Annotated in this window: 23 protein-coding genes; 7 read left to right on the forward strand and 16 right to left on the reverse strand. The window is 70.4% G+C overall.

Annotated elements, in window-relative coordinates; all coding sequences use genetic code 11:
• The first annotated feature begins 34 nt into the window (after nt 1-34).
• Entirely contained in the window at nt 35-535 is a 501-nt protein-coding gene (locus tag Ato02nite_RS03520) for an SRPBCC family protein (protein WP_213004892.1), read from the forward strand.
• Here the strand turns inward: Ato02nite_RS03520 and Ato02nite_RS03525 are convergent.
• From Ato02nite_RS03525 to Ato02nite_RS03540, 4 genes are read right to left on the reverse strand one after another with little or no spacing between them, the layout of a single operon-like run.
• Nucleotides 532-1,335 (reverse strand): class I SAM-dependent methyltransferase, encoded by an 804-nt coding sequence (locus tag Ato02nite_RS03525; RefSeq protein WP_213004893.1) that lies wholly within the window; start codon nt 1,333-1,335, stop codon nt 532-534. The two genes, Ato02nite_RS03520 and Ato02nite_RS03525, sit on opposite strands and share 4 nt — an antisense overlap.
• Before the next feature lie 10 nt (nt 1,336-1,345).
• Nucleotides 1,346-3,949: an ATP-binding protein gene (locus tag Ato02nite_RS03530; protein ID WP_213004894.1), complete on the reverse strand. Its 2,604-nt coding sequence runs from the start codon at nt 3,947-3,949 to the stop codon at nt 1,346-1,348.
• A 44-nt stretch (nt 3,950-3,993) separates the two neighbouring features.
• The gene (locus tag Ato02nite_RS03535) at nt 3,994-4,566 is read right to left on the reverse strand and encodes a flavoprotein (protein ID WP_213004895.1); all 573 of its coding nucleotides are present in this window, start codon (nt 4,564-4,566) and stop codon (nt 3,994-3,996) included.
• Nucleotides 4,567-4,605: 39 nt separating this feature from the next.
• The gene (locus Ato02nite_RS03540) at nt 4,606-5,037 is read right to left on the reverse strand and encodes a MarR family transcriptional regulator (protein WP_213004896.1); all 432 of its coding nucleotides are present in this window, start codon (nt 5,035-5,037) and stop codon (nt 4,606-4,608) included.
• Between the two features lie 27 nt (nt 5,038-5,064).
• Here Ato02nite_RS03540 and Ato02nite_RS03545 point away from each other — a divergent pair, with 27 nt between their 5' ends.
• Nucleotides 5,065-6,129 carry a substrate-binding domain-containing protein gene (locus tag Ato02nite_RS03545; protein WP_213004897.1) on the forward strand — a complete coding sequence of 355 codons (1,065 nt, stop codon included), beginning with the start codon at nt 5,065-5,067 and terminating at the stop codon, nt 6,127-6,129.
• Nucleotides 6,130-6,524: 395 nt separating this feature from the next.
• Here Ato02nite_RS03545 and Ato02nite_RS03550 read toward each other — a convergent pair whose 3' ends face one another.
• The 9 genes from Ato02nite_RS03550 to Ato02nite_RS03590 form a co-directional block, all read right to left on the reverse strand.
• Nucleotides 6,525-7,100, reverse strand: coding sequence for a TetR/AcrR family transcriptional regulator (locus tag Ato02nite_RS03550; protein ID WP_213004898.1), 576 nt, complete (start codon nt 7,098-7,100; stop codon nt 6,525-6,527).
• Entirely contained in the window at nt 7,097-7,663 is a 567-nt protein-coding gene (locus Ato02nite_RS03555) for a TetR/AcrR family transcriptional regulator (RefSeq protein WP_246606061.1), read from the reverse strand. Before Ato02nite_RS03555 ends, Ato02nite_RS03550 begins: the two co-directional genes overlap by 4 nt.
• A complete protein-coding gene (locus Ato02nite_RS03560; RefSeq protein ID WP_213004900.1) occupies nt 7,663-9,339 on the reverse strand; it encodes a purine-cytosine permease family protein in 1,677 nt (558 codons plus the stop codon). The genes Ato02nite_RS03555 and Ato02nite_RS03560 overlap by 1 nt, the downstream gene beginning before the upstream one ends.
• 84 nt (nt 9,340-9,423) lie before the next feature.
• Nucleotides 9,424-10,107, reverse strand: coding sequence for an ATP-binding cassette domain-containing protein (locus tag Ato02nite_RS03565; protein ID WP_213004901.1), 684 nt, complete (start codon nt 10,105-10,107; stop codon nt 9,424-9,426).
• Nucleotide 10,108: 1 nt separating this feature from the next.
• The gene (urtD, locus tag Ato02nite_RS03570; protein ID WP_213004902.1) at nt 10,109-10,912 is read right to left on the reverse strand and encodes an urea ABC transporter ATP-binding protein UrtD; all 804 of its coding nucleotides are present in this window, start codon (nt 10,910-10,912) and stop codon (nt 10,109-10,111) included.
• Entirely contained in the window at nt 10,909-12,006 is a 1,098-nt protein-coding gene (gene urtC / locus Ato02nite_RS03575; protein WP_213004903.1) for an urea ABC transporter permease subunit UrtC, read from the reverse strand. Before urtC ends, urtD begins: the two co-directional genes overlap by 4 nt.
• A complete protein-coding gene (urtB, locus tag Ato02nite_RS03580) occupies nt 12,003-12,887 on the reverse strand; it encodes an urea ABC transporter permease subunit UrtB (protein ID WP_213004904.1) in 885 nt (294 codons plus the stop codon). The genes urtC and urtB overlap by 4 nt, the downstream gene beginning before the upstream one ends.
• A 108-nt stretch (nt 12,888-12,995) precedes the next feature.
• Nucleotides 12,996-14,294, reverse strand: coding sequence for an urea ABC transporter substrate-binding protein (gene urtA, locus Ato02nite_RS03585; RefSeq protein WP_213004905.1), 1,299 nt, complete (start codon nt 14,292-14,294; stop codon nt 12,996-12,998).
• A 660-nt stretch (nt 14,295-14,954) separates the two neighbouring features.
• The gene (locus Ato02nite_RS03590) at nt 14,955-15,236 is read right to left on the reverse strand and encodes a DUF1905 domain-containing protein (RefSeq protein WP_213004906.1); all 282 of its coding nucleotides are present in this window, start codon (nt 15,234-15,236) and stop codon (nt 14,955-14,957) included.
• A 257-nt stretch (nt 15,237-15,493) separates the two neighbouring features.
• Between Ato02nite_RS03590 and Ato02nite_RS03595 the strand changes: the two genes are divergently transcribed.
• On the forward strand, nt 15,494-16,327 hold the full coding sequence (locus tag Ato02nite_RS03595) for a Tat pathway signal sequence domain protein (protein ID WP_213004907.1): 834 nt from the start codon (nt 15,494-15,496) through the stop codon (nt 16,325-16,327).
• 44 nt (nt 16,328-16,371) lie between these two features.
• On the opposite strand, the gene Ato02nite_RS03600 is transcribed toward Ato02nite_RS03595, so the two are convergent.
• Entirely contained in the window at nt 16,372-18,360 is a 1,989-nt protein-coding gene (locus tag Ato02nite_RS03600; RefSeq protein ID WP_213004908.1) for a prolyl oligopeptidase family serine peptidase, read from the reverse strand.
• Between the two features lie 116 nt (nt 18,361-18,476).
• On the opposite strand from Ato02nite_RS03600, the gene Ato02nite_RS03605 reads away from it, so the two are divergent.
• The 3 genes from Ato02nite_RS03605 (at nt 18,477) to Ato02nite_RS03615 (ending at nt 21,038) form a co-directional block, all read left to right on the forward strand.
• On the forward strand, nt 18,477-19,622 hold the full coding sequence (locus Ato02nite_RS03605) for a DUF1996 domain-containing protein (RefSeq protein WP_213004909.1): 1,146 nt from the start codon (nt 18,477-18,479) through the stop codon (nt 19,620-19,622).
• 57 nt (nt 19,623-19,679) lie between these two features.
• Nucleotides 19,680-20,087, forward strand: a complete 408-nt coding sequence (locus Ato02nite_RS03610) for a peptidoglycan-binding domain-containing protein (RefSeq protein WP_213004910.1) — start codon at nt 19,680-19,682, stop codon at nt 20,085-20,087.
• 114 nt (nt 20,088-20,201) lie between these two features.
• On the forward strand, nt 20,202-21,038 hold the full coding sequence (locus Ato02nite_RS03615; protein WP_213004911.1) for an SDR family NAD(P)-dependent oxidoreductase: 837 nt from the start codon (nt 20,202-20,204) through the stop codon (nt 21,036-21,038).
• Between the two features lie 202 nt (nt 21,039-21,240).
• Here Ato02nite_RS03615 and Ato02nite_RS03620 read toward each other — a convergent pair whose 3' ends face one another.
• Nucleotides 21,241-22,614 (reverse strand): cellulase family glycosylhydrolase, encoded by a 1,374-nt coding sequence (locus Ato02nite_RS03620; RefSeq protein WP_213004912.1) that lies wholly within the window; start codon nt 22,612-22,614, stop codon nt 21,241-21,243.
• A gap of 158 nt (nt 22,615-22,772) precedes the next feature.
• Nucleotides 22,773-23,768, reverse strand: a complete 996-nt coding sequence (locus Ato02nite_RS03625) for a LacI family DNA-binding transcriptional regulator (RefSeq protein WP_213004913.1) — start codon at nt 23,766-23,768, stop codon at nt 22,773-22,775.
• A 97-nt stretch (nt 23,769-23,865) separates the two neighbouring features.
• Here Ato02nite_RS03625 and Ato02nite_RS03630 point away from each other — a divergent pair, with 97 nt between their 5' ends.
• Nucleotides 23,866-26,196: an NPCBM/NEW2 domain-containing protein gene (locus Ato02nite_RS03630; protein WP_213004914.1), complete on the forward strand. Its 2,331-nt coding sequence runs from the start codon at nt 23,866-23,868 to the stop codon at nt 26,194-26,196.
• Nucleotides 26,197-26,271: the final 75 nt, after the last annotated feature.

Below are 26,271 nucleotides of genomic sequence, written 5' to 3' on the forward strand. Positions count from 1 at the left end.
CGCTGGGACCGCACGCCGACGCCCTGGGGGACCGATGATCGTCGTGGAGCGCACGTTCACCGTGACAGCCGCCCCGGGCGCCGTGCTGGGCTACCTGCAGGACTTCGCGAACGCCCAGGAATGGGATCCTTCGGCCAAGCACACAAGCCGGGTCGGGGCCGGGCCGATCACCCGCGGCGCGCACTGGCGGCACGTCCGCAAGCTGTACGGCGTGACCACCGAACTGATCTACACGCTGATCACCGCCGAACCGGGCCGGCTCGTCTTCCACGGCCGCAGTGAGAACGCCACCTGCGTCGAGACGGTCATGCTGCACCCGGTGCCGGGCGGCACCGAGGTGACCTACCGGGTCGACCTGGAGTTGCACGGCCTCGCAAAACTGGCAACCCCGATCCTGCGCGGCGAGTTCGAGAAACTCGCCACCGCCGGCGTCTCCGCGGTGACCGCTGCTCTCGAGCCGGCGGCGGCCCGCCGCCGGCTCGGCGCCGCCACGCCGAGCCGGATGCCGACCCCCGCCGAGGAGACCGGTCTCTAACGGACGGCCAGCACCTGCAGGTACGCCGACGGGATCTTGCAGGTGCCGTCGCCGGCCGTGTTGTGGCGGGCGGCCAGCTCGACCAGGTCGTCGTAGAGCGGCTTGCTGTCCGCGCCGAGCGCCTCGAACGCCTTCAGGGTCGGGCCGTAGTGCTCCCGGAAATAGTCGGCGAAATGCTCGGGCGAGGTGAAGCGGAAGACGAAGGTCTTGGGGATCACCTGCAACTCGCGCACCCGGCCGCCGAGCAGCTCCCGAACCCGGGCCTCGTTTCCCCACTCGACCGGGCCGCGGACTCCGGGCGGCGGTGGCACCCGGCGCCCCACGGTCCGGAACATCTCGCCGATGAAACCGTCCGGGGTCCAGTTCGCCATCGCGATCGTGCCGCCCGGCCGGCACACCCGGACCAGCTCGGCCGCGACCTTCTCCTGGTCGGGCGCGAACATGGCGCCCACCACCGAGAGCACCGCGTCGTGCTCGCCGTCGTCGCAGGGCAGGTTCTCGGCGTCGGCGACCTTGAAGTCGATCGCCAGGTGCTCGGCGGCGGCCCGCTCCCGCCCCCGGTCGAGCAACTCCGGCACGTAGTCGGTGGCGACCACCCGGCAGCCGCAGCGGGCCGCCGCGATCGCCGCGTTGCCGGTGCCGGCCGCGACGTCCAGCACCCGGCTGCCGGCCGACAGATCGGCGGCCTGCACGAGTTCCTCGGCGATCGGCTGGATGAGTGCGGCCACGGCGCCGTAGTCGCCGCTGGCCCAGGTCTTCTGCTGCTTGGCCTTGAGGCCGTCCAGTACGAGTTCCGTCATGCGTTCGACGCTAGGAATCCCCGGTGCCTCCCACATGGGGAGAGCTCCCTATGTTGAGGCGGCGGGCCGCGGCCGCCGCCTGTCCCCGCGTCGATACCCCGAGCTTGGCCAGCACCGCCGACACGTGATGGTCGACGGTCTTCGCCGACAGGGTCAGCCGGGCCGCGATGTCGGCGTTGCTCAACCCCTCCGCCAGCAGGGCGAGGACCTCCCGCTGGCGGCCGGTCAGCCCGGTCGGGTCGGCCGCGGTGGCCGGGCGCGGCCCGCGCGGCACCGGCAGGCCGCGTTCGCGCAGCGTGGCCCGCAACCGCCGGGCGGCCGGGACGGCATCGAGCCGGTCGTAGATCCGCAGGGCGGCCACCGGATCACCGCCCGACAGTGCCTCGGCCTCCGGGTACGGGCAGCCGCGCTCCCGCCACCAGGCCGCCGCCCGCTCCCACTCCCCCGTGATGAGCAGCCGGTACGGCTCGGCCGTGCTCGCCGGCGGCGCCTCCAGGCCACCGCACCGCCACAGCCAGAACGCCAGTTCGCCGAGGAACCACGGCTGCCCGGCCTGCTGCCCGCCCCGCTCGGCCACGGCCAGGCCGCGGCGCGCCTCGGCGGCGGCCCGCTCGTCGTCGCCGGCCAGCCAGTACAGCTCGGCGAGCAGGACCGCGGCCGGCCCGACGAACTGGATCTCGCCACTGCGGTAGGCCCGATCGGCCGCGTCCCGCGCCGCACCGAGCAGGCCCGACTCGCCCAGCCGGCCCCGCACGGTGAGCCGGACGGCGATCGCCGGGACCAGCGACGGGCCCGGCACCGGCGGCCCGGTGAGGGCCTGTTCGGCGTCGTCGAGGGCGGCCCGCCAGTCGCCGCGGAACAACTCGAGGCGGGCCCGGTGGCCGAGCACGTGCCGGGTGTAGCCGTCCAGGTCTCGGGCCGACAGGAACGCGACCATCCGGTCGAATGTCGACTCGGCGGTGGCGAAATCACAGGCATCCACGGCACTGGTGCCGAGGTTGACCAGGGCCCGGCCGGCGTGGTCGTCGAGACCGGCCGCGGCGGCCTGCTCGTGTGCGCGCTCCAGCTCGGCGATGCCGGCCCGGTCGCCGGCGTTCCACCGGGCCGACCCGATGTTGACCATGGCGTGCAGCTCGGTGTCCCGATCGCCGGTCAGCAGGGCCAGCTCCAGTGCCCGGCGCCCCCAGGAGATCGCCTCCGGCAGCTCGCCGGCCAGCATGAACAACTGCGACAGATTGCTGTACGCGGCGGCCAGCTCCCGGCCCGGCGGCACCGCCTCCAGCACCCGGACCGCACGCCAGGCGGCCGCGCGGGCCTCGTCGGGGCGGCCGTTCCACCAGAGCAGCCGGGACACCCAGCGCAGGTTGCCACCCACCCGTCGCGGGTCGCCGAGCTCCTCGCGCAGGGCCAGCGCCCGGCGCCGGGCGTCGATCGCCTCGCCGCTGAGCCCACCGTGGTACGCGGCGTCCGCGTACTCCTCCAGCAGGGCGGCCCGCTCGGCCGGCGGATGGTCCGCGGTGAGCGGCAGGGCGATCACGTAGAGGGCGGCGGCCTGGCGATACGCGCCCAGCGACGCGGCCCGGCGGGCGGCCACCGGCGCCCAGCGCAGGACAGCCGCGGTGTCGGCGGCGTGGTGGGCGTGGTGCACCAGACGGGCCGGGTCCACTCCCGGCCGGCTGCTCAGCGCGGCGAGAACCTCGGCGTGCAGGGCCATCCGGCGTACCGGGGACAGCGATTCCTCCACCGCCCGCCGCAGCAGCTCGTGACGGAAGGCGACGCCGTCGCCCTTCGCGGTCAGGATTCCGCCGGCCAGGCATTCGTCGACGGCGGCGGCCCGGCCGGCCAGCAGTTCCGCGGACGTGTGCGCGGGGACCACCGACACCAGCCGGGCCACGTCGCGGGCCGGCTCGGTGAGCGCGGCCAGCCGGGACAGCACCAGGTCGCGGACGGTGGGCGGGACCCCTTCGGTGCGGGCGGCGAGGACCTCGGTGACGAGCAGCGGATTACCGCCGGTCACGGCGTACACATCCGGGGAGTTCCGGCCCGCCCGGCGGGCCATCTCGGCCACCGCCGCCGCGGAGAGCGGCGGCAGGCTCACCCGCCGGGTGAGGCCGCGCGGAAGTCCGGCCAGGACGGTCCGCAGGCGGTGGTCGGGGGCGATCTCCTCCTCGCGGTACGTGATGAGCAGCAGCGCCCGGCACAGCGCGAGACGGCGGCCGAGGAACGCGACCATGTCGAGGGTCGCCTCGTCGGCCCAGTGCAGGTCCTCCAGCACCACGACCGGGCGGGCGGCCTGCGGCGGCCGGTCGAGCGCGGTGAGGAACAGATCGAAGACCTCGACCCGGGGCGCGTCGGCGATCCGGTCGCGCAGGCGGCCGCCGAGCGCGCGGGCGATGTCGTGCAGCGGGCCCAGGGCGCGCGGGGTGAGCAGCGGGTCGCAGGCGCCCCACACCACGTGCGCGCGCGGTCCGGCGGCCTCGGCGAACGCGGCGGCCAGGGTGGACTTACCCGCACCGGCCTCGCCGCTGACGATCGCGACCCGGCCGCCGGCCGCGCTCTCGGCCAGCAGGCGGCCGAGGGCGGCCAGTTCGTCGTCCCGTTCCAGCAGGTCCATCAGGGGTCAGGCTAAGTGCCCGGCCGGAGCCCGGACATCCTCCGTCACGCCCGCATCGGTACACCGATCTGATCGACCGTGGTCAGCCCGAATGCCTCCTCGGCCAGGTCGAGCGCCCGGATCCAGGGGAACTTGCGAGGATCGTTCTGGCCCGGCGGCAGCGGCTCCCAGCCGTCCTCCGCGCCGAACAGCACCCGTACGCCCTCCGCGCGCAGGTCGTCGATCGCCCGCCGGAAGGGCAGCCGCGCGGCGAGCGCCGAGTTCACCGCCGGCACCACCACGGTGGGGATCCCGCGCCCGATGACCTCGGCCACCGAGGAGAGCGGATAGGTGTCGGCGATGCCCGCGGCCAGCTTGTTGATCGTGTTGAACGTCGCCGGCGCCACGATGAGCGCGTCGGCCGGCGGCGAGATCCGGCGGCCGTCGGGCGCGAACTTGTAGGTGGTGCGCACCGGTTTCCCGCTGGCCCGGGCCACCTCGGCCTTCTCGAAGAACTCGAGCCCGCTCTGGGTGGCCGTCACATCGACCGACCAGCCGCGCCGCATGGCCTCCTGGATGAGCCCGACAACGCCCCCGGCGGCCCCGCCGCCACAAACCACGATCCGTAAGTCACCCATAGCTTCCGATTGTGACGCACGGCACAGCTCCATGGTCACTTACGAGGAGACTATTTCCGCGTCCGCCGCCGGGGCCGGTGCGGCCAGGTCGTCGACGAGGGCGGCCAGCCGGAGTTCCAGCTCCTCGTCGGCCGGCAGACTCTCCCGGACGGCGTCGGCGACGCGCTGGTGCAGGCGGTGGCCGCGCGGGGTGAGGTAAGCGCGGATGCGGCGGCGGTCGGCGTCGTCGATCCGGCGGTAGAGCAGGTTGGTGTCGACCAGATGGTCGACGAGACGGGTAAGGCTGCCGGGTGGCAGGAACGCGCCGTCGGCCAGCTCGGTCATGAAGTGGCCGCGGCCGTCGGCGAGCAGCGAGATCACCCGCCAGGCGTCGAGGCTCTGCCCCTCGGCGGCCAGGATCGCGGCGAGGCGGCGGGCCATCAGGCGCTCGGCTCGGGTCAGCAGCTCCATCAGATCCGCGGATCGACGCATGGCTCATGCTAACGGGAGAATGGCCGCATGCCCGAGCTGCTCGACCTCAGCACGGACGCGGTACGGGTGGCCCTCGTCGTACCGCTGCGCGGCCCGGCCGGCATCTTCGGCCCGGGCGCCGAGCTGTGCGCGCAGCTGGCCGCCGAGGAGGTCAACACGGCGGGCGGGGTGCTGGGCCGGGAGCTGGCGCTGCTGCCGGTGGACGGCGGGGCCGAGCCGGCCGCGGTGGCCGCCGAGGTGGAGGCCCTGGTGTCGACGGGCGCCGTGCAGGGCCTCACCGGCTGGCACATCTCGTCGGTGCGGCAGGCGGTGGCGCCGCGGGTGGCCGGCCGGGTGCCATACGTCTACACCGCTCTCTACGAGGGCGGCGAACGTACCGAGGGGGTGTTCCTGACCAGCGAGACTCCCGGCACCCAGCTGTTCCCGGCGATGCGGCTGCTCACCCAGGAGCGGGCGGTACGCAGCTGGTTCGTCATCGGCAACGACTACGTCTGGCCGCGGCGTACGGCGCAGGCAGTGCGCCGCCGCTTCCCCACGACCGAGGCGTACGTTCCGCTCGGCACCCATGACTTCGGTCCGATCCTGCGCCGGATCACCGAGTCGGAGGCCGATGCCGTGCTGATGCTGCTGGTCGGCAACGACGCGGTGCGGTTCAACCGGCAGTTCGCCCGCACCGGCCTGGACGCCCGCTGCCTGCGGCTGAGCACCCTGATGGACGAGAACATGCTGCTGGCCAGCGGCCCGGCCGCGACCGGGGACCTGCACTCGACGGCGGGCTTCTTCGCCTCGATGGTGACGCCGGAGAGCCTGGACTTCCACGGCCGGTACGCCGCCCGGTTCGGCGCCGAGGCACCGCCGCTGGGCAGCCTCGGCGAGTCCTGTTACGAGGGTGTGCTGCTGCTGGCGGCGCTGATCCGGCGGGCCCGCACGCTCGATGTCCGCGCGATCGGCGCGACCGCCGACACGGTGTCCTACGAGGGCCCGCGCGGCCTGCTGCGTCTGGAGCGCCGGCACGTGAGCCAGCGGATCTATCTGGCCCGGGCGCGCGGCACGGAGTTCGACGTCCTGACCCAGCTCTCTGGACAAACCTGATCTGTATCTGCGAGTCGGACCGGCGCTGTTCGGGTCCGAACCGTCCGGCTCGCTGCTCATCAGGCGGGACCATGCCCGGGGACGGCGACCCGGTATCCGAGAGCGGCGACCGCCATGCGGGAGGTCGTTGGCCGTCGCCCGGGACTGTTCGGTGGGCGGGTTGGGGTTGCGGGCCTGGGCCGGGCCCGCCCGCAGCGGGCGCGCGGAGGGTGAGTTGCGCCTGCCGGGACCGCGTGCCACGAGAGTTAGCCGGCGCGTACCGAAAGATCTTCCGCTTGAAAGCGTCCCGCCCTCCGTTTCAAAGAAGGGAGGTCTGGAATTGACGAGACCTCGACCCGAAAAGATCTGGAGGTCTGCATTCGCGAACACCCCGCGAGCTGGGCTTATCCGCCCCGTTACGGGGCGACGCGGTCGCGGATGCGGTCGAGCACCGCCTCCGCCGCCCACGCGGCGGCGTCGGCGATGTCTCGCCGGTCCATACCGAACTCGCGGCGGAACGTCACCCACGTCCCGACGGAGTCGAGGTGCGACAGCGCCGCGATGACCGCCCTGCGCTGCGCCGCGTCGAGGGATGGCACCTCACCGTCCAGCAATCGTTCGAGTTGCGCCCGGCCGGGCGACGGCGTCGCGCCGTTCACGCCGCGCATCGCCGTCTCGGCGACGACGTGCGCGAGCTCCGGGCGCGCGTCGTACCGCTGCATCGCGTCGCGGATCGCGAGGGGGATGTCGAAGATCGAGTGTGACTCCTCGCGGGCGAACACCGTCGCCTCGAGCCACGCCGCGGTCGCCAGCAGCAGGTCGACCCGCGTGGGGTAGTTGCGGAACACCGTGCGCTCGGCGATGCCGGCCCGGCGCGCGATGACCCGGTTCGACACGTCGTCGCTGCCGACCTCCTCGATCAGTCCGGCGTAGGCGGCGAGGATCGCCTCTTGCGTGCCGCTCAGCGCCGGGACGGCCGTCGGCTCGGTCACGGCTCCGCCCACGTGGCGTCGGGCAGCTTGGCGAGCACGGTGTCGACGGCGCGATCGAACGCGTCGCAGATCTCGCCGGCATCCAGGTCGAAGCCCGTGCGCAGGCGCGCCCAGAACATCGCCGACGAGAAGTAGCGCAGGGATGCCGCGACCCGCCGCCGATCCCGCCGGTTGAGCGTCGGCGCCGCCACGTCGAGCATCGCCTCGATCGCACGCGTGATGTAGGCCGGCTCGGTGTCGAGCGTCGGCGAGATCGCGGACGCCCGTGCGCCGACGTACGCGTACGCGGGCAACGTGTCGAAAGCGCGGAAGCGCTCGTGCACGGCGGCGCGGAAATCGGACACGGTCACGAACGGCGGCAGCGGGAAGCGGGTCTGCTCGATCCAGTTCGAGAGGGCGGCGAGCAGGTGCGCACGCGTGGGGTACTGGCGGTAGATCGTGCGCTCCGAGATGCCGACCTCGTCGGCGAGGACACGATAGGAGATGTCGTCGAACGTGCGCTCGCGCAGCAGCACCGCGGCGCTCGCGAGAATCGCGGTCGCGGTGTCGACCGGCTCCTCCATCACGTCCCCCTCCCTCGGGTGGTCGCCCAGTGCGTGGGCCTGGCGACCTCCGGCGGGAGCACGTAGCGATCGGAATTGTCGAGTGTGAGCGCCAGCGACGAGACGTACTGCACCTCGCCGCGCGGTCCCCTCTCGGCCGAGGCCAGCATATCCGGCCGCTCGAACGTATAGCCGGTGACATGGCAGCGGAGCCGCTCGCCGGAGGGGTTGCCGTGCTCGTCGAACCGGGGGGAGTCGATGCCGTCGGAGTGGCGGCGCAGGTAGTAGCGCCCCCGCGTGGCGAGGGCCATGACCGGCGTGGTCACGAACGCGACGCCGATCGCGATGAGCACCGAGAACGGCTTGACAGCGGCGCCGAGCAACCCGGCGAACGCGAGCAGCGACAGCACCGAGGCCAGCCCCACCGACGCGAGCCCCACCGGGTTCCAGTCGTGCAGCATGCCGCGGCGGAACTCGGGGAAGCGCGGCGAGATACGCAGCACCCACTTGTTGATCGCGATATCGGTGGCGATCGTCACGAGCCAGGCCATGACGACGTTCGCGTAGAGGCTCAGCACGAAGGAGATGAGGGTGAAGACGTCCAACATCATGAACGTGTAGGCGATCACGAGGTTGAACAGAACGAAGATCGTGCGACCCGGGTAGTGCTTCGCCACCCGGGTGAAGACGTTCGACCACGCGAGTGAGCCCGAGTAGGCGTTCGTCACGTTGATCTTCACCTGCGCGACCACGATGAGCACCAGCGCGAGAACGATCGCGAGCCAGTCGGGGATGAGGGTTTGGTACATCACGACGAATTGCTTGACCGGTTCGGTCGCCTGGTGCCCGAGACCGGGTTCGACCCGCACGAGGAGGTAGACGGCGAGAAACACCCCGATCACCTGCTTGGTGCCGCTGAAGACGACCCAGCCCGGACCGGCGAACGCGAACGACGTCCACCACGAGCGGGCGTTCGACGGCGTACGCGGCGGCATGGCGCGAAGGTAGTCGATCTGCTCCGCCAGCTGCGGGGTGAGTGCGAAGCACACGGCCGCACTCGAGACGACGGCGCCGAAGCTGATCGAGCCGTCGGAGTTGCCGGTGAACGACGTGAAGGAGCGGACCGCCTCGGGGTCGGAGACGACGATCCACAGCAGCGGCAACAGGGCGAGGGCGAGCCATAGGGGCGTCGTCCAGAACTGCAGGCGCTCCAGCGCACGCATGCCGTAGATGACGATCGGGATCACGACGACGGTCGAGATGAGATAGCCGATCCACAGCGGCATCCCCGTCGCCAGTTGCAGCCCCTGCGCCATGATGGCGCCCTCCAGGGCGAAGAAGATGCAGGTGAAGCCCGCGAAGACGACGGTCGTGATGATGGAGCCGTAGTAGCCGAATCCGGAGCCGCGGGCGATGAGGTCGAGGTCGAGGTTGTAGCGGGCGGCGTAGTAGGCGACGGGCACACCGACGATGAGGATGATGACCGACGCGAACACGATGCCGAGCACGGCGTTGGGGGTGCCGTGGTCGATGCCGATGCTCGCGCCGATCGAGAAGTCGGCGAGGAACGCGATGGACCCGAGGGCGGTCGCGCCGACCGAGGCCGCGCTCCAGCGCCGGAACGTGCGCGGCACATAGCGGAAGGCGTAGTCCTCCAGGCTGTCCTCTGCGGCCGCGCGCGCGTTGTACGTCGACACAGTGGCATCCCCTAAGGCACCTTGCGTGGGGGAAGCATCGCTGTCCGGTGTTACGACGGCATTGCCGACGTGGGTCACATCGCCTCAGATCGCCATGGCGGCTCGCACGGTGGAGGCCGCTGCCGAACCACCATCACCGGTATGTGTGACGAAGCCCGAGGCGAGCACGACGTAACGCTCGGCGGCCTCGAGGGCAAAGCCGATGTGCTGCTCGACGAGCAGCACATTGATGCCCTCGCCGGCCAGCTGCATGATGGTCTGCTCGATCTCGGCGACGATCGTGGGCTGGATGCCCTCGGTCGGCTCGTCCAGGATGAGCAGCTTCGGCTCGGTGATGAGGGCGCGGGCGATCGCGAGCTGCTGGCGCTGCCCGCCCGAGAGCAGGCCCGCCTTCCGGGTGGCGAACTTCTCCAGGGCGGGGAAGCGGGCCATCTGCGCTTCGATCAGAGCCTTGCCGCGCCGGCGCCCGTCGGCGGCGAGCTGCAGATTCTCCAGCGTCGTGAGCTGGCCGAACGCCTGCTGACCCTGCGGCACGTACGCCATGCCGCGAGCAACACGCTGGTTGGGGGCGAGCGCCGCGATGTTCTCGCCGTCGAACAGCACGCGGCCCTTCGACGGCTTGAGGAGGCCGATCGCGAGACGGAGCAGGGTCGTCTTGCCGGCGCCGTTGTGGCCGAGCACGGCCACCACCTTGCCGGCCGGCACCGTCACGCCGTGCAGCACCCGCGTGCGCCCGTAGCCGGCCTCGATGTCGGTGATCTCGAGCATGTCAGTCCTCCGTCAGCTTCAGCGTCTCGGCCACCGTTTCTGGCACGACCGCCATGGCGGCCGTGGTGGCGGCGCCCGCGGTGCCGAGGTAGACCTCCTGCACCTTGGGATCGGCCTGAACCTCGGCCACCGTGCCCTGCGAGAGCACCTTGCCCTGGTGCAGCACTGTCACGCGGGTGGCGAAGCGGCGCATGAAGTCCATGTCGTGCTCGACCACGAGCACGATGCGCTTCGCCGCGATGCGCTGCAGAAGCTCGCCGGTCGCGGTGCGTTCGTCGTGACTCATGCCGGCGACCGGCTCGTCGAGCAGGAGCACCTTCGCGTCCTGCACGAGCAGCATCGCGATCTCCAGCCACTGCTTCTGGCCGTGCGACAGGATGCCGGCCGGCGTGGCGAGCTCGGCGGCGAGTCCGGTCTCCGCCAACGCCTGCTCGATCGACGGGTCGATGCCGTGCCGGGCCCGCAGCAGCGAGAACGCTGAGCGGTGGAGCCCGGCGGCGATGTCGAGGTTCTGCAGCACGGTCAACTCGTCGAAGACGCTCGCGGTCTGGAACGTGCGGCCGACCCCGAGGCGGACGATCTTGTGTACCTGCTTGCCGAGTAGCTCCTTCTCCCCGAGTCTGGCCGACCCGGTGCCCTTGGTCAGCCCCGTGATGGCGTCGATGCAGGTCGTCTTGCCGGCGCCGTTCGGGCCGATGAGGAACCGGACCTCGCCGGGATGCGCGTCGAAGGAGACGCCGCCGACCGCGACGAAACCCGAGAACTCGACGTGGAGATCGGTGACAACCAGGGAAGCGTCGGTCATGACCGCACCTCTTCGAGCTCTGCGGCGTCGAACGCCGGGGCGGGCTGTTCGGCCGGGCTCCGGCGCGTCCACCCGGTGAACCTGGCCGGCAGCGACGACAGTCCGTTCGGCAGGAGGAGGATGACGACGACGAACAGCAGACCGAGGATGTACGTCCAGCCGTCGGGCCAGGTCGAGCCGAGGCTCGACTGCCCCCATCCGACCGCCATCGCGCCGAGCGCGGGGCCGAAGAGCGATGCGCGGCCGCCGAAGGCAACGCCCGCGATCATGAGGATCGAGGCGGCGGCGCCGATCTCGGCCGGGGTGATGATGCCGACGATGGGCACGAACATCGCCCCGCCGATGCTCGCCATCAGCGCGGAGACGACGAAGGCGACGAGCTTGATGTTGGCCGGGTCGTAGCCGAGGAAGCGCACCCGCTCCTCGGCGTCCCGGGTGGCGACGAGGAGCTCACCGAAGCGGCTGCGATAGAACTGCCACACCGCGAGCAGGCACACGATGAGCAGCCCGGCCGCGATGAGGTACACCATGACCTTGTTCGCCGGGTCGTTCAGCACGAAGCCGAAGAAAAGCTTGAAGTCGCTGAGCCCGGTGTCGCCGCCGGTCTCGCGGATCGTGGAGCTGATCAGGGTGGCCAGCGCGACGGCGAGCGCCTGCGTCAGGATCGCGAAATACGCGCCCTTCACGCGGCGCTTGAACAGCGCGTAGCCGAGGATGCCGGCCGCGATCACCGGGAGCAGCACGATCGCCAGCAGGGTGAACCCCGCGCTGCGGAACGGCTCCCAGAACGCCGGGAGCGGCGCGAGCGGGTCGTAGAGCACCATGAACCCCGGAACTCGGTCACCGGCGGTCTCCAGCGTGAGGTGCATGGCCATCGCGTAGGCACCGAGGGCGAAGAACACCCCCTGCCCCATCACGAGCATCCCGCCCCGGCCCCACGCGAGGCCGATGCCGACGGCGGCGATGGCCCAGCAGCAGTACTTGCCGAGGTTGGTGAGCCAGTGATCGGTAAGTACGAGGGGAGCGACCGCGAGGAGCACGACGGCGAACATCCCGATGCCGCTGAGGGAGATCCATGGCTTCAGCTTGGTCATGCCAGACTCCTGGTTCGCACCGTGAACAGGCCCTGCGGGCGTAGTTGCAGGAAGACGATCACGAGGATGAAGGCGAGCACCTGCGCCAGGCTGCCGGTCGTCCAGTAGGCGAAGCACGAGAGGGCGACGCCCACCGCCCACGCGGCGATGATGGTGCCCTTGAGCTGGCCGATGCCACCGGCGGCGACGACGAGGAAGGCCGGGATGATGTACTGCGCGCCCATCTGGGAGTTCGTGCCGCCGATGAGTGACGCGGCCACTCCGGCGACCCCGGCTAGACCCGACCCGACGAAGAAGGTGAGGCGGTCGATGGTGCGGGTGGAGATCCCGGTGGTCTCGGCGAGGTCCCGGTTGTGCACGGTCGCCCGGATGCGGCGGCCGAACGAGGTGTACTTGAGCCAGGCCGACAGCGCGGCGACGCAGACGGCCGCGAGCACGATGGTGAACAGCTGCCGCAGCGGCCATTCGTAGCCGAGGATGTTCAGCTGCCCGTCGAGCCAGCTGGGCTTCTCCACCGGGACGCCCTGGGACGGGAAGATCTGTAGTGCCGCCTGCTGCAGGATCAGGCTGACCCCGACCGTGACGAGCAGGGTGTCGAGGGGCCGGCGGTACATCCACCGGATGATGGTGACCTCCAGCAGGAGGCCGAACAGGCCGGCGACCACGAAGGCGACCGGCAGCGCGACCGGGATCGACAGGTCGCTGGCCGCGATGACCTGCTGGACAAGGTAGGCGGTGAAGGCGCCGAGCATGAGGAACTCGCCATGGGCCATGTTGATCACGCCCATCTGGCCGAAGGTGAGCGAGAGGCCCAGCGCGGCGAGCAGGAGCAGCGCACCTTGTGCACTGCCGTTCAGCAGCTGTGGGATCAGTGCGTCCACGTGCTTTCGCTCTCTGTGCGGAGACGGGCGTTCAAGGATTCGAGTCCGGGTGCGCGGGGTTGCCTGCCGCGGGCGACACGCAACCCCGCGTCCGTACGGGGCGGACGATCAGCCCGCTGCACCCGCGAGCTGCTTACGGATGTCCGCCGGGAACCAGTCGTAGCCCTCGAGGTACGGGTCTGGCTCGATGAACTTGTCGGAGGCCCAGACGATGTCGAACTGGTTGTTGGCGTTGATCTGGCCGATGTGGCCGGGCTTGGAGATGTGGTGGTTCGTGCCGTTGAGCGAGACCTTGCCCTCCGGCGCGTCGAACGTGATGGTCTTCGACTTCGCCGCGGCGTTCACCGCGTTGACGTCGAACGAGCCGGCCGCCTCGACGAGTTCCTTGTACAGGTACAGCGAGATGTAGGCGGCCTCCATCGGGTCGGAGGTGACACCGCTGCTGTTGGGGTAGGCCTTCCAGCTCTGGATGAACTTGGGGTTGGTGTCGGTCTTGAGCGACTGGAAGTAGTTCCAGGACGCGTAGTTGCCGGTGACCGCGTGGCCCATGGCCGGCGCCTCCTCCTCGGCGATCGACACCGAGATGATCGGAGTCTTCGCGGGCGTCAGGCCGGCGTCGTAGTAGGCCTTGATGAAGCCGACGTTCGACGAGCCGTTGATGGTGTTGAAGATGAAGTCGGGCTTGGCCGCCACGATCTTCGCTACCTGGCTGGTCCAGTCGTCCTTGTCGAGGGGTACGTACTCCTCACCGACGATCTTGATGCCGAGCTTGGCCGCGTAGAGCTTGATGATCGCGTTCGCGGTGCGGGGGAAGACGTAGTCGCTGCCGGCCAGGAACAGCGTCTTCACCCCCTTGGAGGCGAGGAAGTCCATTGCCGGGATGATCTGCTGGTTGGTGGTCGCGCCGGTGTAGTAGATGTTCGGCGACGCCTCGAGGCCCTCGTACTGCACCGGGTAGAAGAAGAGGCCGTTGAGCTTCTCGACGACCGGCTTCACGGCCTTGCGGGATGACGAGGTCCAGCCGCCGAAGATCGCGCCGACGCAGTCCTGGGTGAGCAGCTTCTCGGTCTTCTCCGCGAAGGTGGGCCAGTCGGTAGCACCGTCTTCCTGGACGTACTGGATCTTCTTGCCGAGGATGCCGCCGCTGGTGTTGATCTCGTCGGCGGCCATGTGCAGCACGTTGGAGACGGTCTTCTCGGAGATCGCCATGCCGCCGGTAAGGGAGTTGAGGAAGCCCAGCTTGATGGTGTCGCCGGAGGTGTCGACGCAGCTGGCTGCCGCGGATGACCCGGCACCGGCCGTGTCGTCACTGGCTCGGGCGCCACAGCCGGCGAGCACGAGGGCCATGGTCGTCCCGATGGCGCCCGTTGCCACAAGCGCACGCAGCCGCTTGCTGGTGGTGAACATATGTGAGAACTCCGTTCCTGGTGAGGGGGCGTGACGCCGGGGTCGCGGCACGGCGGATCGTGTCGATGCAGATGTCCAGGACGGGCCGCTGCTAGTGAGAGCAGACTGGCCGCGAGTCATTACTCTGACATTTCCTAACTGTTCCAACTCTGTAGCCACCGGCCCTGTCCAGAGGCGACAGCCCTAGAAAACAGCGGAAACTCGGGGAACGGCGATGTCAGAGTTCTGCCACACTTCGCGGCGCCGCGACGGAGATGGCACAGTTCTGACATCGGCGGCGCGCCAGGCACTCACCGTCTAGTCCTTTTCGGACATGGCTCGCCGGTGACGTCCGCGTCGCACAAGGACTGGCCGGTCGTCCTGCTGCTGCAGGGCGCGACCGTGACAAGGGCTTCTACTCGGCCTTCGCCCGCAAGGTCGCGTCGGCGCCAACCGCTACGGCATCATCGACGCGCAGAAGCCGGCCGGGGCCATCCCGGACGGCTCGGCGCAGACCCTGGCCCAGGCCACCGCGGTCGAGACGATCGGCCGCTGGACGGCGCAGTTCCTGCTGGCCCAGCTGGGCGACAGCGCCGCCAGGGCGTACGTCTACGGCGGCGGCGACCCGGTCGACCCGAACGTCGAGACGAAGTACTGGAAGTAGGCAGGCCCGCGGCGCCGTCAGAGGGTGAGGCGCACGGTGACGGTGTCGCCCAGGTCGATCTGCTCGGCCGCGCGGACCTTGGTCTTGATCGGCACGATGTAGCGGCCGTCCTTGGGCCAGAGCGACGTCGTCCAGTCGGTGCCGCCGATCCGGGCGGTCACCGGGATCATCCCCCAGCCGTAGGTGACCATCGAGGCGGCGTCGGCGATGGCCTCGCACTCCCGCTCGGGCACGGTGACGAAGTGCCACGGCGCCGGCCCCCGCCAGAACCACATCTCGCCGCTGAACTCGAGATCCATCGCGCCAGCATAGTTCGCGTATACAAATAGACCTTCTTCATGGCCTTGACGAATCGGCCGAGCGCGGCATATAAATCCACTTGTTACTGACCGGTATCAATGCGATCGCCTTACCGTCCACCTGGGAAGACCGCGTCCACCTGCGGGTTTGCCCTCCCCCGCCGCGCTTTTCCCTCTCCCGATTGGATGCCATTTCCAATTTAGGGGCACCGCTTTGTAGGCCACCGACAAAAGCAACCAGCGGAGTAGGAGCAGTAATGCGTAAATACCTGTACCTGGCGAGTGTGGCGGGCGGCGCGCTGTGCGCGACCCTCCTCGCGTCCACCGCGTTCGCCGACAGCGGGGCCGTGCTCACGGTCGGCGCGGTCGGCGGCACGAACGTCGCGGTCGGCGACACCGTCGCCGCGTCGCTGGCCAGTGGCACCACCGCCACCTTCTACTCGACGACCAACGGCACCAGCGGCGTCAAGTGCACGGCCTCGACCCTCTCCTCGACCGTCACGGCGAACCCGCCCGCGCCGGGAGTGGCCACCGAGACCGTCGACGCGCAGACCTTCAGCGGCTGCACCAGCAACATCGTCGGCACCACCGGGGTGCGCAGCGTGACGCTGAACAACCTGCCCTACTCGGTCAGCGTGGACGGCACCACCGGCGCGGTGGCGGTCGCCCCGGGCAGCGCCGGCCCGATCCAGGCCACCGTGGTGATCAGCACGATCCTCGGCACGGTCACCTGCGTCTACCAGCCGGTCGCCGGTTCGCTCGCCGGTGCCGCCGACAACACGACCAACTCGATCAAGTTCGCCAACCAGCAGTTCAACAAGATCACCGGTTCGGTGCTGTGCCTGTCGACCGCGTACTGGACGGCGGCCTACGCACCGGTCAGCGACACCACCCAGGGTGGCCCGGTCTTCGTGAACGCGACCGCCCCGGACCCGGAGCCGACCGACACCGCGACCCCGGAGCCCACCGACACGGCCACGCCGGAGCCGACCGACACCGCGACCCCCGAGCCCACCGACACGGCTACCCCCGAGCCGACCGATCCCACTCCCACCACGGACCCGACGCCCAGCGAGACCCCCGTCGTCTGATCGCCGGTTCCCCGGCCGGGTCGCGCGAGCGGCCCGGCCGGCCATTACCCCAGGTTCCGCCAGAGGAATTCCAGAGTGAGGGCCGCGATCGTGGCGGCCTGCTCGTTGTCCGCGGCCGCGCCGTGGCCGCCCTCGACGTTCTCGTAGTAGGAGGCGTCGTAGCCGCACTCGCGCAACCGGGCGAGCATCTTGCGGGCGTGCCCGGGATGCACCCGGTCGTCGCGGGTCGAGCTGATCAGCAGGACCGGCGGGTAGGGGCGGCCGGGACGGACGTTCTGGTACGGCGAGAACTCCCGCAGGTGGGCCCAGTCAGCCTCGATGCCGGGATCCCCGTACTCGGCGATCCACGACCGGCCGGCCAGCAGCTCGGTGTAGCGGCGCATGTCGAGCAGCGGCACGGTGGCGACGACCGCCCCGAACAGTTCCGGGTAGCGGGTCAGCATCACGCCCATCAGCAGGCCACCGTTGCTGCCGCCCTCGACCCCGAGTTGGGCCGGCGTGGTGATCCCCCGGGCCACCAGGTCTTCGGCGACGGCCGCGAAGTCCTCGAACGCCCGGGGCCGGTTCTCCCGCTGCGCGGCCCGGTGCCAGTCCGGGCCGTATTCGCCGCCACCACGGATGTTCGCGACCACGTAGGTGCCGCCCCGGGCGAGCCAGCCCCGCCCGATCACCCCGTCGTAGTCCGGCGTCAGCGAGATCTCGAAGCCGCCGTACCCGGTGAGCAGCGCCGGCCCGGCGGCACCGGCACCCACGACGAAGTAGGGCACCCGCGTGCCGTCGGCCGAGACGGCGAAGAACTGGCGCACCGTCAGGCCGCCCGGATCGAAGAACTCCGGCTCGTGCTTGAGGACGGTGACCTCGCCGCCGGCGGTCGCGATGCCGAGAGTCGCCGGGCGCAGGAAACCCTCGGCGGAGATCAGGTACGAGTCGTCGTTGTCCGGATCGGTGTCGGCGATCCAGGTTCGGTCGAACTCCGCGGTGCCCGGCAGCGGCTCCCGCCGCCACTGCGGCGTGTCCGGGGTGAGCAGGTACAGCCGCGTCTTGACGTCGGTCATCGTGGCGAGCAGCAGGTGATTGCGGGTCCAGGCGTAGGAGCTGAACGAGGTGTGCTCGTCCGGCTGGAACAGCACGGTGAAGTCCCGCTCGCCGAACTTCGTGACGAGCAGCGCCCCGGCCGGATAGCTGACCCCGCCGACGGTCCATCCGGACCGCAGACGAACAACGAGCCAATCCTGGTGTACGTCGCAGAAGGCGTCATCCGGCACGTCGATCCGGACGAGTTCCCCGCTCGGCGCCAGCACATAGTGCTCGGCGTGGTAGAAGTCCCGGTAGCGGCTCACGATGTCCCGCTCGTACCCGGGCGTCGAGTCGTGGCCGGCAATGACCGCGACGTCGTCGGCCTGCCCCTCGAAGATCGTCTCCGCCTCGGCCAGCGGCGTGCCACGCCGCCACCGCTTGGCGATCCGCGGATAGCCCGAGGACGTCAGCGACCCGGGCCCGAAGTCGGTGCCCACGAAGATGTGGTCGGCGTCGATCCAGTCGACGTCGCTCTTCGCCTCGGGCAGCGTGAACCCGCCCGTGACGAAACCCCGGGCCCGCAGGTCGAACTCGCGGACCACCACCGCGTCGGCCCCGCCCCGGGACAGGCTGATCAGCGCCCGGTCGTAGCCCGGGTGCAGCACCGCGGCGCCGCCCCACGTCCAGTTCTCGCCCTCGGCCGCGTTCAGCGCGTCGACGTCCAGCAGCACGTCCCAGTCGGGCTCGTCGCGCCGGAACTGCTCGGCGTCGGTGCGCCGCCACAGCCCGCGCGGATGGTCGGCGTCCCGCCAGAAGTTGTAGTAGAAACCGTCCCCGATCCAGTCCGGGTACGGGATGCGGTCCTTGCTGTCGAGCACCTCCCGGATCGCGTCCCGGGTCCGGATGAAGTTCTCGCCCGCGAACGCGGTCAGCGTCTCGGTGTTGCGATCCGCCACCCACCGCAGGACATCGGGATCGTCCAGCTCTTCCAGCCAGAGGTAGATGTCGTCGTCCACGCCCAGACGATCGCACCAACGCGAACCGCTGCCAAGGGCGGACGAACGGGCACACCTTCTTAGCAGCGTCTTAAGCAGGTAGGAACCGGTGCTGCGCGGTTCCTATGCTCCTGCCCGTGTCGATCACCGAACCGAAGCGGCGGCGGGCTGCCGTACTGGTCAGCGCGGCCGTCGTCGCGATCATCGTGGCGGCGATCGCCGTACATCTGAATGGCTCGTCGTCGGCCGCCGGGCCGGCGGCGAACGTCGCGCAGATCGTCACGCCGAGCCCTTCCGTTCCGGTCTCGGTTTCCGGTTCGGTTCCGAGTTCGGTTTCGGTTTCGAAGCCGCCCGCCTCGAAGCCGGCCGCCACCGGCAAGGCCGCGCCGGTCGCGAAGGGTGGCTGGATCCCGGTCGACCCGGCGGCCTGGCAGAAGCAGGTCGCCGCGTTCCAGGCCCGCAAGGTCGACCCGGTGCCGGCCGGCGTGGGCAACCTGCCGGAGTTCCGGGCCGACTGCACCTACAGTCACCGGCGGGCGGACGACCCGATCGTCTTCCCCGGGCTGCCGGGCGCCTCGCACATGCACTCGTTCGTCGGCAACAAGGCGGTCGACGCGGACACCACCGCCGCGGACCTGACCAGGTACACCGCCACCACCTGCAAGCCGGTGGTGGACCACTCGTCCTACTGGGTGCCGGCGCTCTACGACGCGGCGACGAAGAAGCCGGTCGAGACCACCGGTTTCCGGGTCTACTACCGCTCGATCCGGAACAACTCCAAGGGTGTCATGCCGATCCCCACCGGCCTGCGCATGATCGCCGGGGACGCCAAGAAGAAGGTGCCGACCCCGCGCGGCGCCCAGGGCCAGTTCTACTGCGCCTTCTACGGTCCCGGCGACCTGGACGGCGTCGCCCGCAGCACCAACGGCAACTGGCCGATCTGCGGCGAGCCCGCCACCCTGCACTTCATGCTGCAGTTCCCGGACTGCTGGGACGGCAAGAACCTGGACAGTCCCAACCACAAAGACCATGTCGCGTACGGGTCGGACAGTGGCTGCCCGGCCGGCCACCCGGTGCGGATCCCGGCGCTGACCTTCGACATCCAGTACGGCGTGAAGGGCACCCAGCAGGGCTACTACCTCTCCTCGGACCCGGTCGGGCGCAGTGCCTCGTCGATGCACGGCGACGCCTTCCTGGTGTGGGACACCGACGCCATGAACAAGCGCACCAAGGACTGCGTGGTCCAGCGCCGCACCTGCGACAACAACGGCTACCTGGATTGACGCGGATCGAGGACAGTTGACTGTCGCCGCGGCCGCCCGGCCCCGACAGTCGAAGGCATGCCTCTTCCAACGTTCTCGACCCGGTGGCCGCTCCCGCGCGGCCACTACTTCGGCCTGATCACCGGCCCGGCCGCGTCCCGCGGCGGCTTCACCCAGGACGAGAGGGTCTGGGTCCGAAAGATCCAGAGCCAGCTCATCCGCAAGGGGTACGTGCCCGGCGTGACCGACCCGGACTCCGGCTGGGCCGACGGCGTCTTCGAGAAGCCCACGGCCGACGCGGTCGCCCGCTTCCAGCGCGCCGAGATGCCCGGCACCAAGCTCTTCGGCCAGGTCTGGGCCGACGACTTCGCCCAGCTGTTCGCGTCCCCGCCGGCGCCTACGCCGCGCCGCGACCGGGCCGAGGAGGAACAGGGCGACATCCGGATCCGCGGGCTGCAGGAGCGGCGGGACTCCGCGGGACGCTAGGCGCCGGCCGGGTATTCGCGCAGGCCGGCCCGGCCGGAGTGGATGCGCGACTTGACCGTGCCGACCGGCACGCCCTCTTGACTCTCCCCCTGGGAGAGCCCCGAAGGTAGTCCCATGACAGCAACATGGTTCATCACCGGCGGCACGCCGGGTGGGTTCGGCATGGCCTATGCGGAGGCGGCGCTGGCGGCCGGCGCCCGGGTGGCGCTGACCGCGCGGCGGCCGGCCGAGTTGGCCGAGTGGGCGCGACGACACGGTGACCGCGTCCTGGTCCTGCCGCTCGACGTCACCGACGGCGATCAGGTGCGCGCGGCGGTGCGGGCCGCCGAGGAGCGCTTCGGCGGCATCGACGTGCTGGTCAACAACGCCGGCCGGGGGTGGTACGGCTCGGTCGAGGGCGCGGCTGACGAAGACGTACGCCGGATGTTCGACCTGAATTTCTTCGCCGTGCTGTCCGTGCTGCGGGCGGTGCTGCCCGGCATGCGCGCCCGGGGCAGCGGATGGATCGTCAACATGTCGTCGGTGGCGGGACTGCGTGGGGTGACCGGATTCGGTTACTACAGCGCCACCAAGGCGGCGATCGAGGCGATCACCGAGGTGCTGCGCGAGGAGGTGGCCCCGCTGGGCATCCGGGTGCTGGCGGTCGAACCGGGCGCGTTCCGGACCAGCGCCTACGCCGGCTTCGCCACCGAGGAGATCGACGAGACGATCACCGCGTACCGGCCGATGCTCGACGCGGTCCGCAGCGCGATGGTCGACCAGGACGGTAAGCAGCCCGGCGATCCCGCCCGCGGCGCCGAGGCCGTGCTCGCCGCGATGACCCGGCCCGTGCCGCCGAGGCGTCTGGTGCTCGGCGGCGCCGGCTTCGACGCGGTCACCGCGACGCTGGAGAGCGCCCTGGCCGACATCCGCTCGTCCGAGGCGCTCTCGCGAAGAGCCGACTATTCGTAGCAGTCCTGCTTCTTGTACTGCAACGTAATCTCGGCGGACATGCGAGCTGGAGAGTCTTGAAGCCGTTCGGCCCCAGCACCGGCCCGGTCGCGGCCTTTCGAGCTGGCCGACGGTTTCGCGGTGACGAGGCCGGCCGCCGCCGACCTGCTCGGCACCGTTGTCGCAGGCGCCGAGCAGGAGGGCGATAGCGAACCGATAACGGTCAGCTGGCTGTGCAGGTCACCGCGGGGATGCTGTTGGTGCCGTTCCACGAGCCGAGGAAGCCGAAGGTCGCCGAGCCGCCGGCCGACAGCTTGCCGTTGTAGCTGACGTTCTTGGCGGTCACCGTCGAGCCGCTGCTGGTCACGGCCGCGTTCCAGGACTGGGTTACGGTCTGGCCGTTCGCGTACGTCCAGTTCACCGTCCAGCCGTTGATGGCCGCGCTGCCCGCGGTCACCTTGACCTCGCCCTGGAAGCCACCCTGCCACGAGCCGGTCACCGCGTACGCGGCCGCGCAGCCCGCGCCGGTCGGCGGTGTGGTCGGGGCCGTGGTCGGCGGGGTCGTGGGCGGAGTGGTCGGGGTGGTGGTCGGCGGGGTGGTGGGGGTCGTCGGCGTGGTGCCGCCGTAGATCGTGGCCTGCTTGCTGTTGGTCTTCAGGCCGTTGGGGCCGTTGACGATCCGCTGGCCCCACGTGGTGAGCGAAGCGGGGTCGAAGTTGTTGGTCATGTCGAGGATCGGGTCGGTGTTGCCGGCCCAGGACCAGCCGATGTAGCCGAGGTTCCGCTTGACCGCCTCGGACATCACCGTCTGGTCGTCGACCTCACCGGACGAGAACTGCCAGCCGAACTCGCCGATCAGCAGCGGCCAGCCGTTGTTCTTGAAGGTGTCCAGGTAGGACACGATCGAGGCGGCGGTGTTGAAGACGGCGTACATGTGGATCGACAGGATGGTGTTCTTCTGGGTGTCGGCGTTCAGCACGGTCTGGCCGTTGTCGCGCATCGTGTACTGCCAGTCCTGGCCCCAGTTGGGCGCGTCGACCATCAGCAGGTGCTGGAAGCCGTTGCTGCGCATCTTCTGGATCGCGGCGACCGTGGCGGCCGTCCACTGGCCCGGGTTGGTGTTGCCGATCGGCTCGTTGCCGATGTTGATGACGACGTAGTCCTCCTGGCCGACCAGCACGCTCTTCAGGCCGATCCAGTAGTTCACGGCCTGGTCGAGGGTGTAGGCCGCGCCGTCCTCGCCGTACCCGGTGGTGTCGTGGTCCTCGAGGACGCAGATGAGCTTGTTCGCCTTGCACAGCGCGATGACGTTGGCGACGTCACTGGCCGAGTTGGCCGTCCAGCGGCCGCCCGAGAGCACCACCCGGACGGTGTTGGCGCCGGTCGCCTTGATGTTGGCGAACGAGCTGGTCTGGCTGGTGTACCAGGTGTGCGCGTGGTTGATGCCGCGCATCACGAAGACGTTGCCGTTGGACTCGACGATGTTGGTGCCGGAGATGTGCAGCCCGGTGGCCGCGAAGGCGGGACTGCCGAGGCCGACGATCGATGCGGCGACGGCGAGGAGCACGGCACCGAGGGCGATGAGACGTTTCTTCATGACCTGCCTCTGAACGGGGATCGGGGAAGGGGAAAAGTGCGCACCCCAGCCCGTCGCCGTCGCGGCAACGAATGCTCGCCCTCTCGGGATGTCGTGAAGACACCGTTGTAACGTCTGTAACAGACGTGCCGCCAAACTACCGACCGCATCGCCATCCGTCAATGCATGGGCGGCCCGGTCGAGGAACGCACTACCAGTTCCGGCTCGAACCGCACCTCGCGATGGGTGTGCCCGGGTCGCCCCTCGTCGAGCAGGAGCTCGGCCGCCGCGAACCCCAGCCGGTAGGTCGGCTGGCGCACGGTGGTCAGCGGCGGCGCGAGGCGGCGCGCGAACGGCAGATCGTCGTAACCGACGACCGAAAGATCATCAGGCACGCGTACGCCGAGAGCATCCAGCCCGTCGAGCAGACCCAGTGCCGCGGTGTCGTTGAGGCAGACCACCGCGGTCGGTTGCAGGGCGACTATCCGCTCGGCAGCTGCGGCGGCGGCCTCACCCAGTGCCGGTGGGTGCACGTCCATCCGTACATCGAGGATTGTTCCCACCGCCTCGCGCAGGCCCTGCCGGCGCCGGGCCACCGGGCCCGGATCGACGGTGGCCCCGAGGTAGGCGATCCGTCGGTGTCCCAGCTCCCGCAGGTGTTCGCCGGCCAACCGGCCGCCGAGGCCGTCGTCGACGGCGACCGCGCACAGGTCGATCTCGCCCTTCGGGTGGTCGAGGAGCACGACCGGAGTGCCGCGCCGGCTCACCTCGAGCAGCTGGGCCGGGTCGGGGCCGGCCGGCGAGATGATGATGCCGCGCACGTTCTGCTGCTGGAGCAGGTGCAGCAGGCGGCTCTCGGTGGCCGGGCGCAGGTCGGTGCTGCAGGCCAGCACCAGGCAGCCGGCCCCGGCGAGGCAGTCCTCGATGCCGCGGTTGACCTCGGCGTGGAACGGGTTGGCCAGATCGAGCGTGACGCTGCCGACGATCGGGCTGGGCACGCCGCGCAACTGCCGGGCCGGGCCGCTCGGCACGTAACCGAGGTGGTCGATCGCCTGCTGCACCCGGCGGCGGGTCTCCGGCGCCACGATCGACGGGCGGCTGAGCACGTTGGCCACGGTGGACACCGAGACGCCGGCCGCCCGGGCCACCTCGCGCATGCCGTTGCTGTCGGCCACATGATCAGCCTACTCATTGATTCATGTGAATCTACTGGCGTACCGTGCGGACGTATTACAAACGTTGCAATCGACTCCCACCCACCGAGGAGTTCACATGCACCGAATTCTGACCGCCCTGCTGGTCGCGACGGCCGTCGCCGTCGCACCGGCCGCCCCCGCTCTCGCCCTCGACGACGGGCTCGCCCGCACCCCGCCGATGGGCTTCAACGACTGGAACGCGTTCGGCTGCGACGTCACCGAGGAACTGATCAAGCAGACCGCCGACCTGTTCATCACCGAGGGACTCCGCGACGCCGGTTACACGTACCTCAACATCGACGACTGCTGGTCGCTGAAGGAACGCGATCCGGCGACCGGGCGGCTCGTCCCCGACCCGGTCAAGTTCCCGTCCGGGATCGCCGCTACCGCCGCCTACGTCCACGGCAAGGGCCTCAAGCTCGGCATCTACGGCGACGCCGGCACCAACACCTGCGCCGGATATCCCGGCAGTCTCGGCCGGGAGACGCTCGACGCGCAGACCTTCGCCGACTGGGGCGTCGACTATCTCAAGTACGACAACTGTTACAACCAGTCGGACGGGTCGCAGGCAGACTACATCCGGCGGTACACCGCGATGCGGGACGCGCTCGCCGCCACCGGCCGGCCGATCGTCCTGTCCATCTGCGAGTGGGGGACGTCGCAGCCGTGGACCTGGGGTGCCGACGTCGGGCACCTGTGGCGGACCACCGGCGACATCAGCGACAACTGGCCGTCGCTGCGGTCGATCATCGCGGCCAACGCGCCGCTCGCGCCGTACGCCGGGCCCGGGCACTGGAACGACCCGGACATGCTGGAGATCGGCAACGGCGGGATGACCGCCACCGAGTACCGCACCCACATGAGCATGTGGGCGATGATGGCCGCCCCGCTGATCATCGGCACCGACCTGCGCTCGGCGTCGGCCGAGACCCTCAGCATCCTCACCAACCGCGAGATCATCGGCATCGACCAGGACAAGCTCGGCGTGGCCGGGCGGGTGGTCTCCGACACCGGCGGCCTGATGGTGCTCGACAAGCCGCTCGCGAACGGGGAGCACGCGATCGCGCTCTACAACTCGACCGACGTGCTCGCCACGATCGGGACGCCGGTGACCCGGCCGCATCGGCTCACCGACGTGTGGACCGGGGCGGTCACCCAGGCGCGCTCGCGGATCGAGGCAGCCGTTCCCGCGCACGGGACCGTCGTCTACAAGGTCCGGCCGATCAGGGACACCGGGCCGGTCGCGCCCTCGGTCACCGTCGGCGGCACCATCGCCACCGTCACCCCCGCCGCCGGGACCCCGCTGACCACCACGGTCACCAACCGGGGCGTCGGCTCGCTCACCGACGTGCGGGTCACCGTCGCCGGGCCGGCCGGGTGGACCGTCACGGCCGGCACCCCGGCCCGCGACCGGTCGCTGGGCAGCGACGAATCGCTGGTCACCACGTGGACGGTCACCGCGCCGGCGACGGTTACGGCCGGGTCGTATCCGTTGACCCTCTCCACCTCGTACACCTGGGGCGGCCGGCACCGGAGCAGCAGCGCAAGCATCCTGGTGGCGGCCGTGGTGACGCCGCCGGATGGCGGCAGCCGGTATCTGAGCACGGTGCGCGCCGCCGACTTCACCGGCTCGATGGCGCTCGATCAGACCATCGGCGGCAACCTGATCACCATCGGCGAGCACGTCTACACCCGCGGGATCGGCACCACCGCACCCACGTCGATCCGCTACTACCTGGGCGGCGAGTGCAGCTCGCTGACCACCGATGTGGGCGGCGGGGCCGACTTCACGATCTACGCGGACGACACCGTGGCCGCTACCGCGACGACCCCGCAGTCGCTGACCGCCGACCTGACCGGTGCGACCTGGCTGCGCCTGACGACCACCGGCGCCGGGCCGGCCGACTGGGCCGCACCGATCCTCACCTGCGGCGAACCCGGCCCGGTGCAGCCGGCCGAACGCACCCTGTTCTCGTTCGAGGGCGGCACCGACGGCTTCACCATCGCCAACGCGGACGGCGGCGGCAGCGTCGAACCGGCCACCGCCTTCCACACCGAGGGCACGGCGGGGCTCCTCGTGCACACCCCGGTCAACGGCAACTGGTTCGGCCGGGCCCTCGACGCGCCGCTCGACCTGACCGGTTTCGCGCGCCTGAAATTCGACATGCGGGTCGAGACGGCCGGCAGCGTCGGCGAGATCGCGGTGCAGGTCGGCGACGCGTTCAGCTGGTGCCAGGGCGGGCAGTGGACGTGGACCGGCGCGGGCGGCAGCCGCACCGTCACCCGCTCGTTCGACGAGATCAGCTGCCCGGCCGGGGTCACCCTCGACCCGGCCGACATCCGGGCCGTCTGGGTCTTCCTGAACACCGGCGGGGACGTCTCGATCGACGACGTCCGGGCCGAATAAGCAAACAAGTACGCCGGTCACAGCCCGTCGACAGGGAGGTCACGCACCTTCGACGAGTGAGCCCGAACTTCCGTC

This window comes from Paractinoplanes toevensis (assembly GCF_018332695.1).
GTDB classification, from domain to species: Bacteria; Actinomycetota; Actinomycetes; order Mycobacteriales; family Micromonosporaceae; genus Actinoplanes; species Actinoplanes toevensis.

What these genes read in the sequence shown, in the direction of transcription:
- Ato02nite_RS03520 (WP_213004892.1), top strand. Translation starts at nt 35, where the DNA reads ATGATCGTCGTGGAGCGCACGTTCACCGTGACAGCCGCCCCGGGCGCC.
- Ato02nite_RS03525 (WP_213004893.1), bottom strand. Translation starts at nt 1,335, where the DNA reads ATGACGGAACTCGTACTGGACGGCCTCAAGGCCAAGCAGCAGAAGACC.
- Ato02nite_RS03530 (WP_213004894.1), bottom strand. Translation starts at nt 3,949, where the DNA reads ATGGACCTGCTGGAACGGGACGACGAACTGGCCGCCCTCGGCCGCCTG.
- Ato02nite_RS03535 (WP_213004895.1), bottom strand. Translation starts at nt 4,566, where the DNA reads ATGGGTGACTTACGGATCGTGGTTTGTGGCGGCGGGGCCGCCGGGGGC.
- Ato02nite_RS03540 (WP_213004896.1), bottom strand. Translation starts at nt 5,037, where the DNA reads ATGCGTCGATCCGCGGATCTGATGGAGCTGCTGACCCGAGCCGAGCGC.
- Ato02nite_RS03545 (WP_213004897.1), top strand. Translation starts at nt 5,065, where the DNA reads ATGCCCGAGCTGCTCGACCTCAGCACGGACGCGGTACGGGTGGCCCTC.
- Ato02nite_RS03555 (WP_246606061.1), bottom strand. Translation starts at nt 7,663, where the DNA reads ATGGAGGAGCCGGTCGACACCGCGACCGCGATTCTCGCGAGCGCCGCG.
- Ato02nite_RS03565 (WP_213004901.1), bottom strand. Translation starts at nt 10,107, where the DNA reads ATGCTCGAGATCACCGACATCGAGGCCGGCTACGGGCGCACGCGGGTG.
- urtD (WP_213004902.1), bottom strand. Translation starts at nt 10,912, where the DNA reads ATGACCGACGCTTCCCTGGTTGTCACCGATCTCCACGTCGAGTTCTCG.
- urtC (WP_213004903.1), bottom strand. Translation starts at nt 12,006, where the DNA reads ATGACCAAGCTGAAGCCATGGATCTCCCTCAGCGGCATCGGGATGTTC.
- urtA (WP_213004905.1), bottom strand. Translation starts at nt 14,294, where the DNA reads ATGTTCACCACCAGCAAGCGGCTGCGTGCGCTTGTGGCAACGGGCGCC.
- Ato02nite_RS03590 (WP_213004906.1), bottom strand. Translation starts at nt 15,236, where the DNA reads ATGGATCTCGAGTTCAGCGGCGAGATGTGGTTCTGGCGGGGGCCGGCG.
- Ato02nite_RS03595 (WP_213004907.1), top strand. Translation starts at nt 15,494, where the DNA reads ATGCGTAAATACCTGTACCTGGCGAGTGTGGCGGGCGGCGCGCTGTGC.
- Ato02nite_RS03610 (WP_213004910.1), top strand. Translation starts at nt 19,680, where the DNA reads ATGCCTCTTCCAACGTTCTCGACCCGGTGGCCGCTCCCGCGCGGCCAC.
- Ato02nite_RS03615 (WP_213004911.1), top strand. Translation starts at nt 20,202, where the DNA reads ATGACAGCAACATGGTTCATCACCGGCGGCACGCCGGGTGGGTTCGGC.
- Ato02nite_RS03620 (WP_213004912.1), bottom strand. Translation starts at nt 22,614, where the DNA reads ATGAAGAAACGTCTCATCGCCCTCGGTGCCGTGCTCCTCGCCGTCGCC.
- Ato02nite_RS03630 (WP_213004914.1), top strand. Translation starts at nt 23,866, where the DNA reads ATGCACCGAATTCTGACCGCCCTGCTGGTCGCGACGGCCGTCGCCGTC.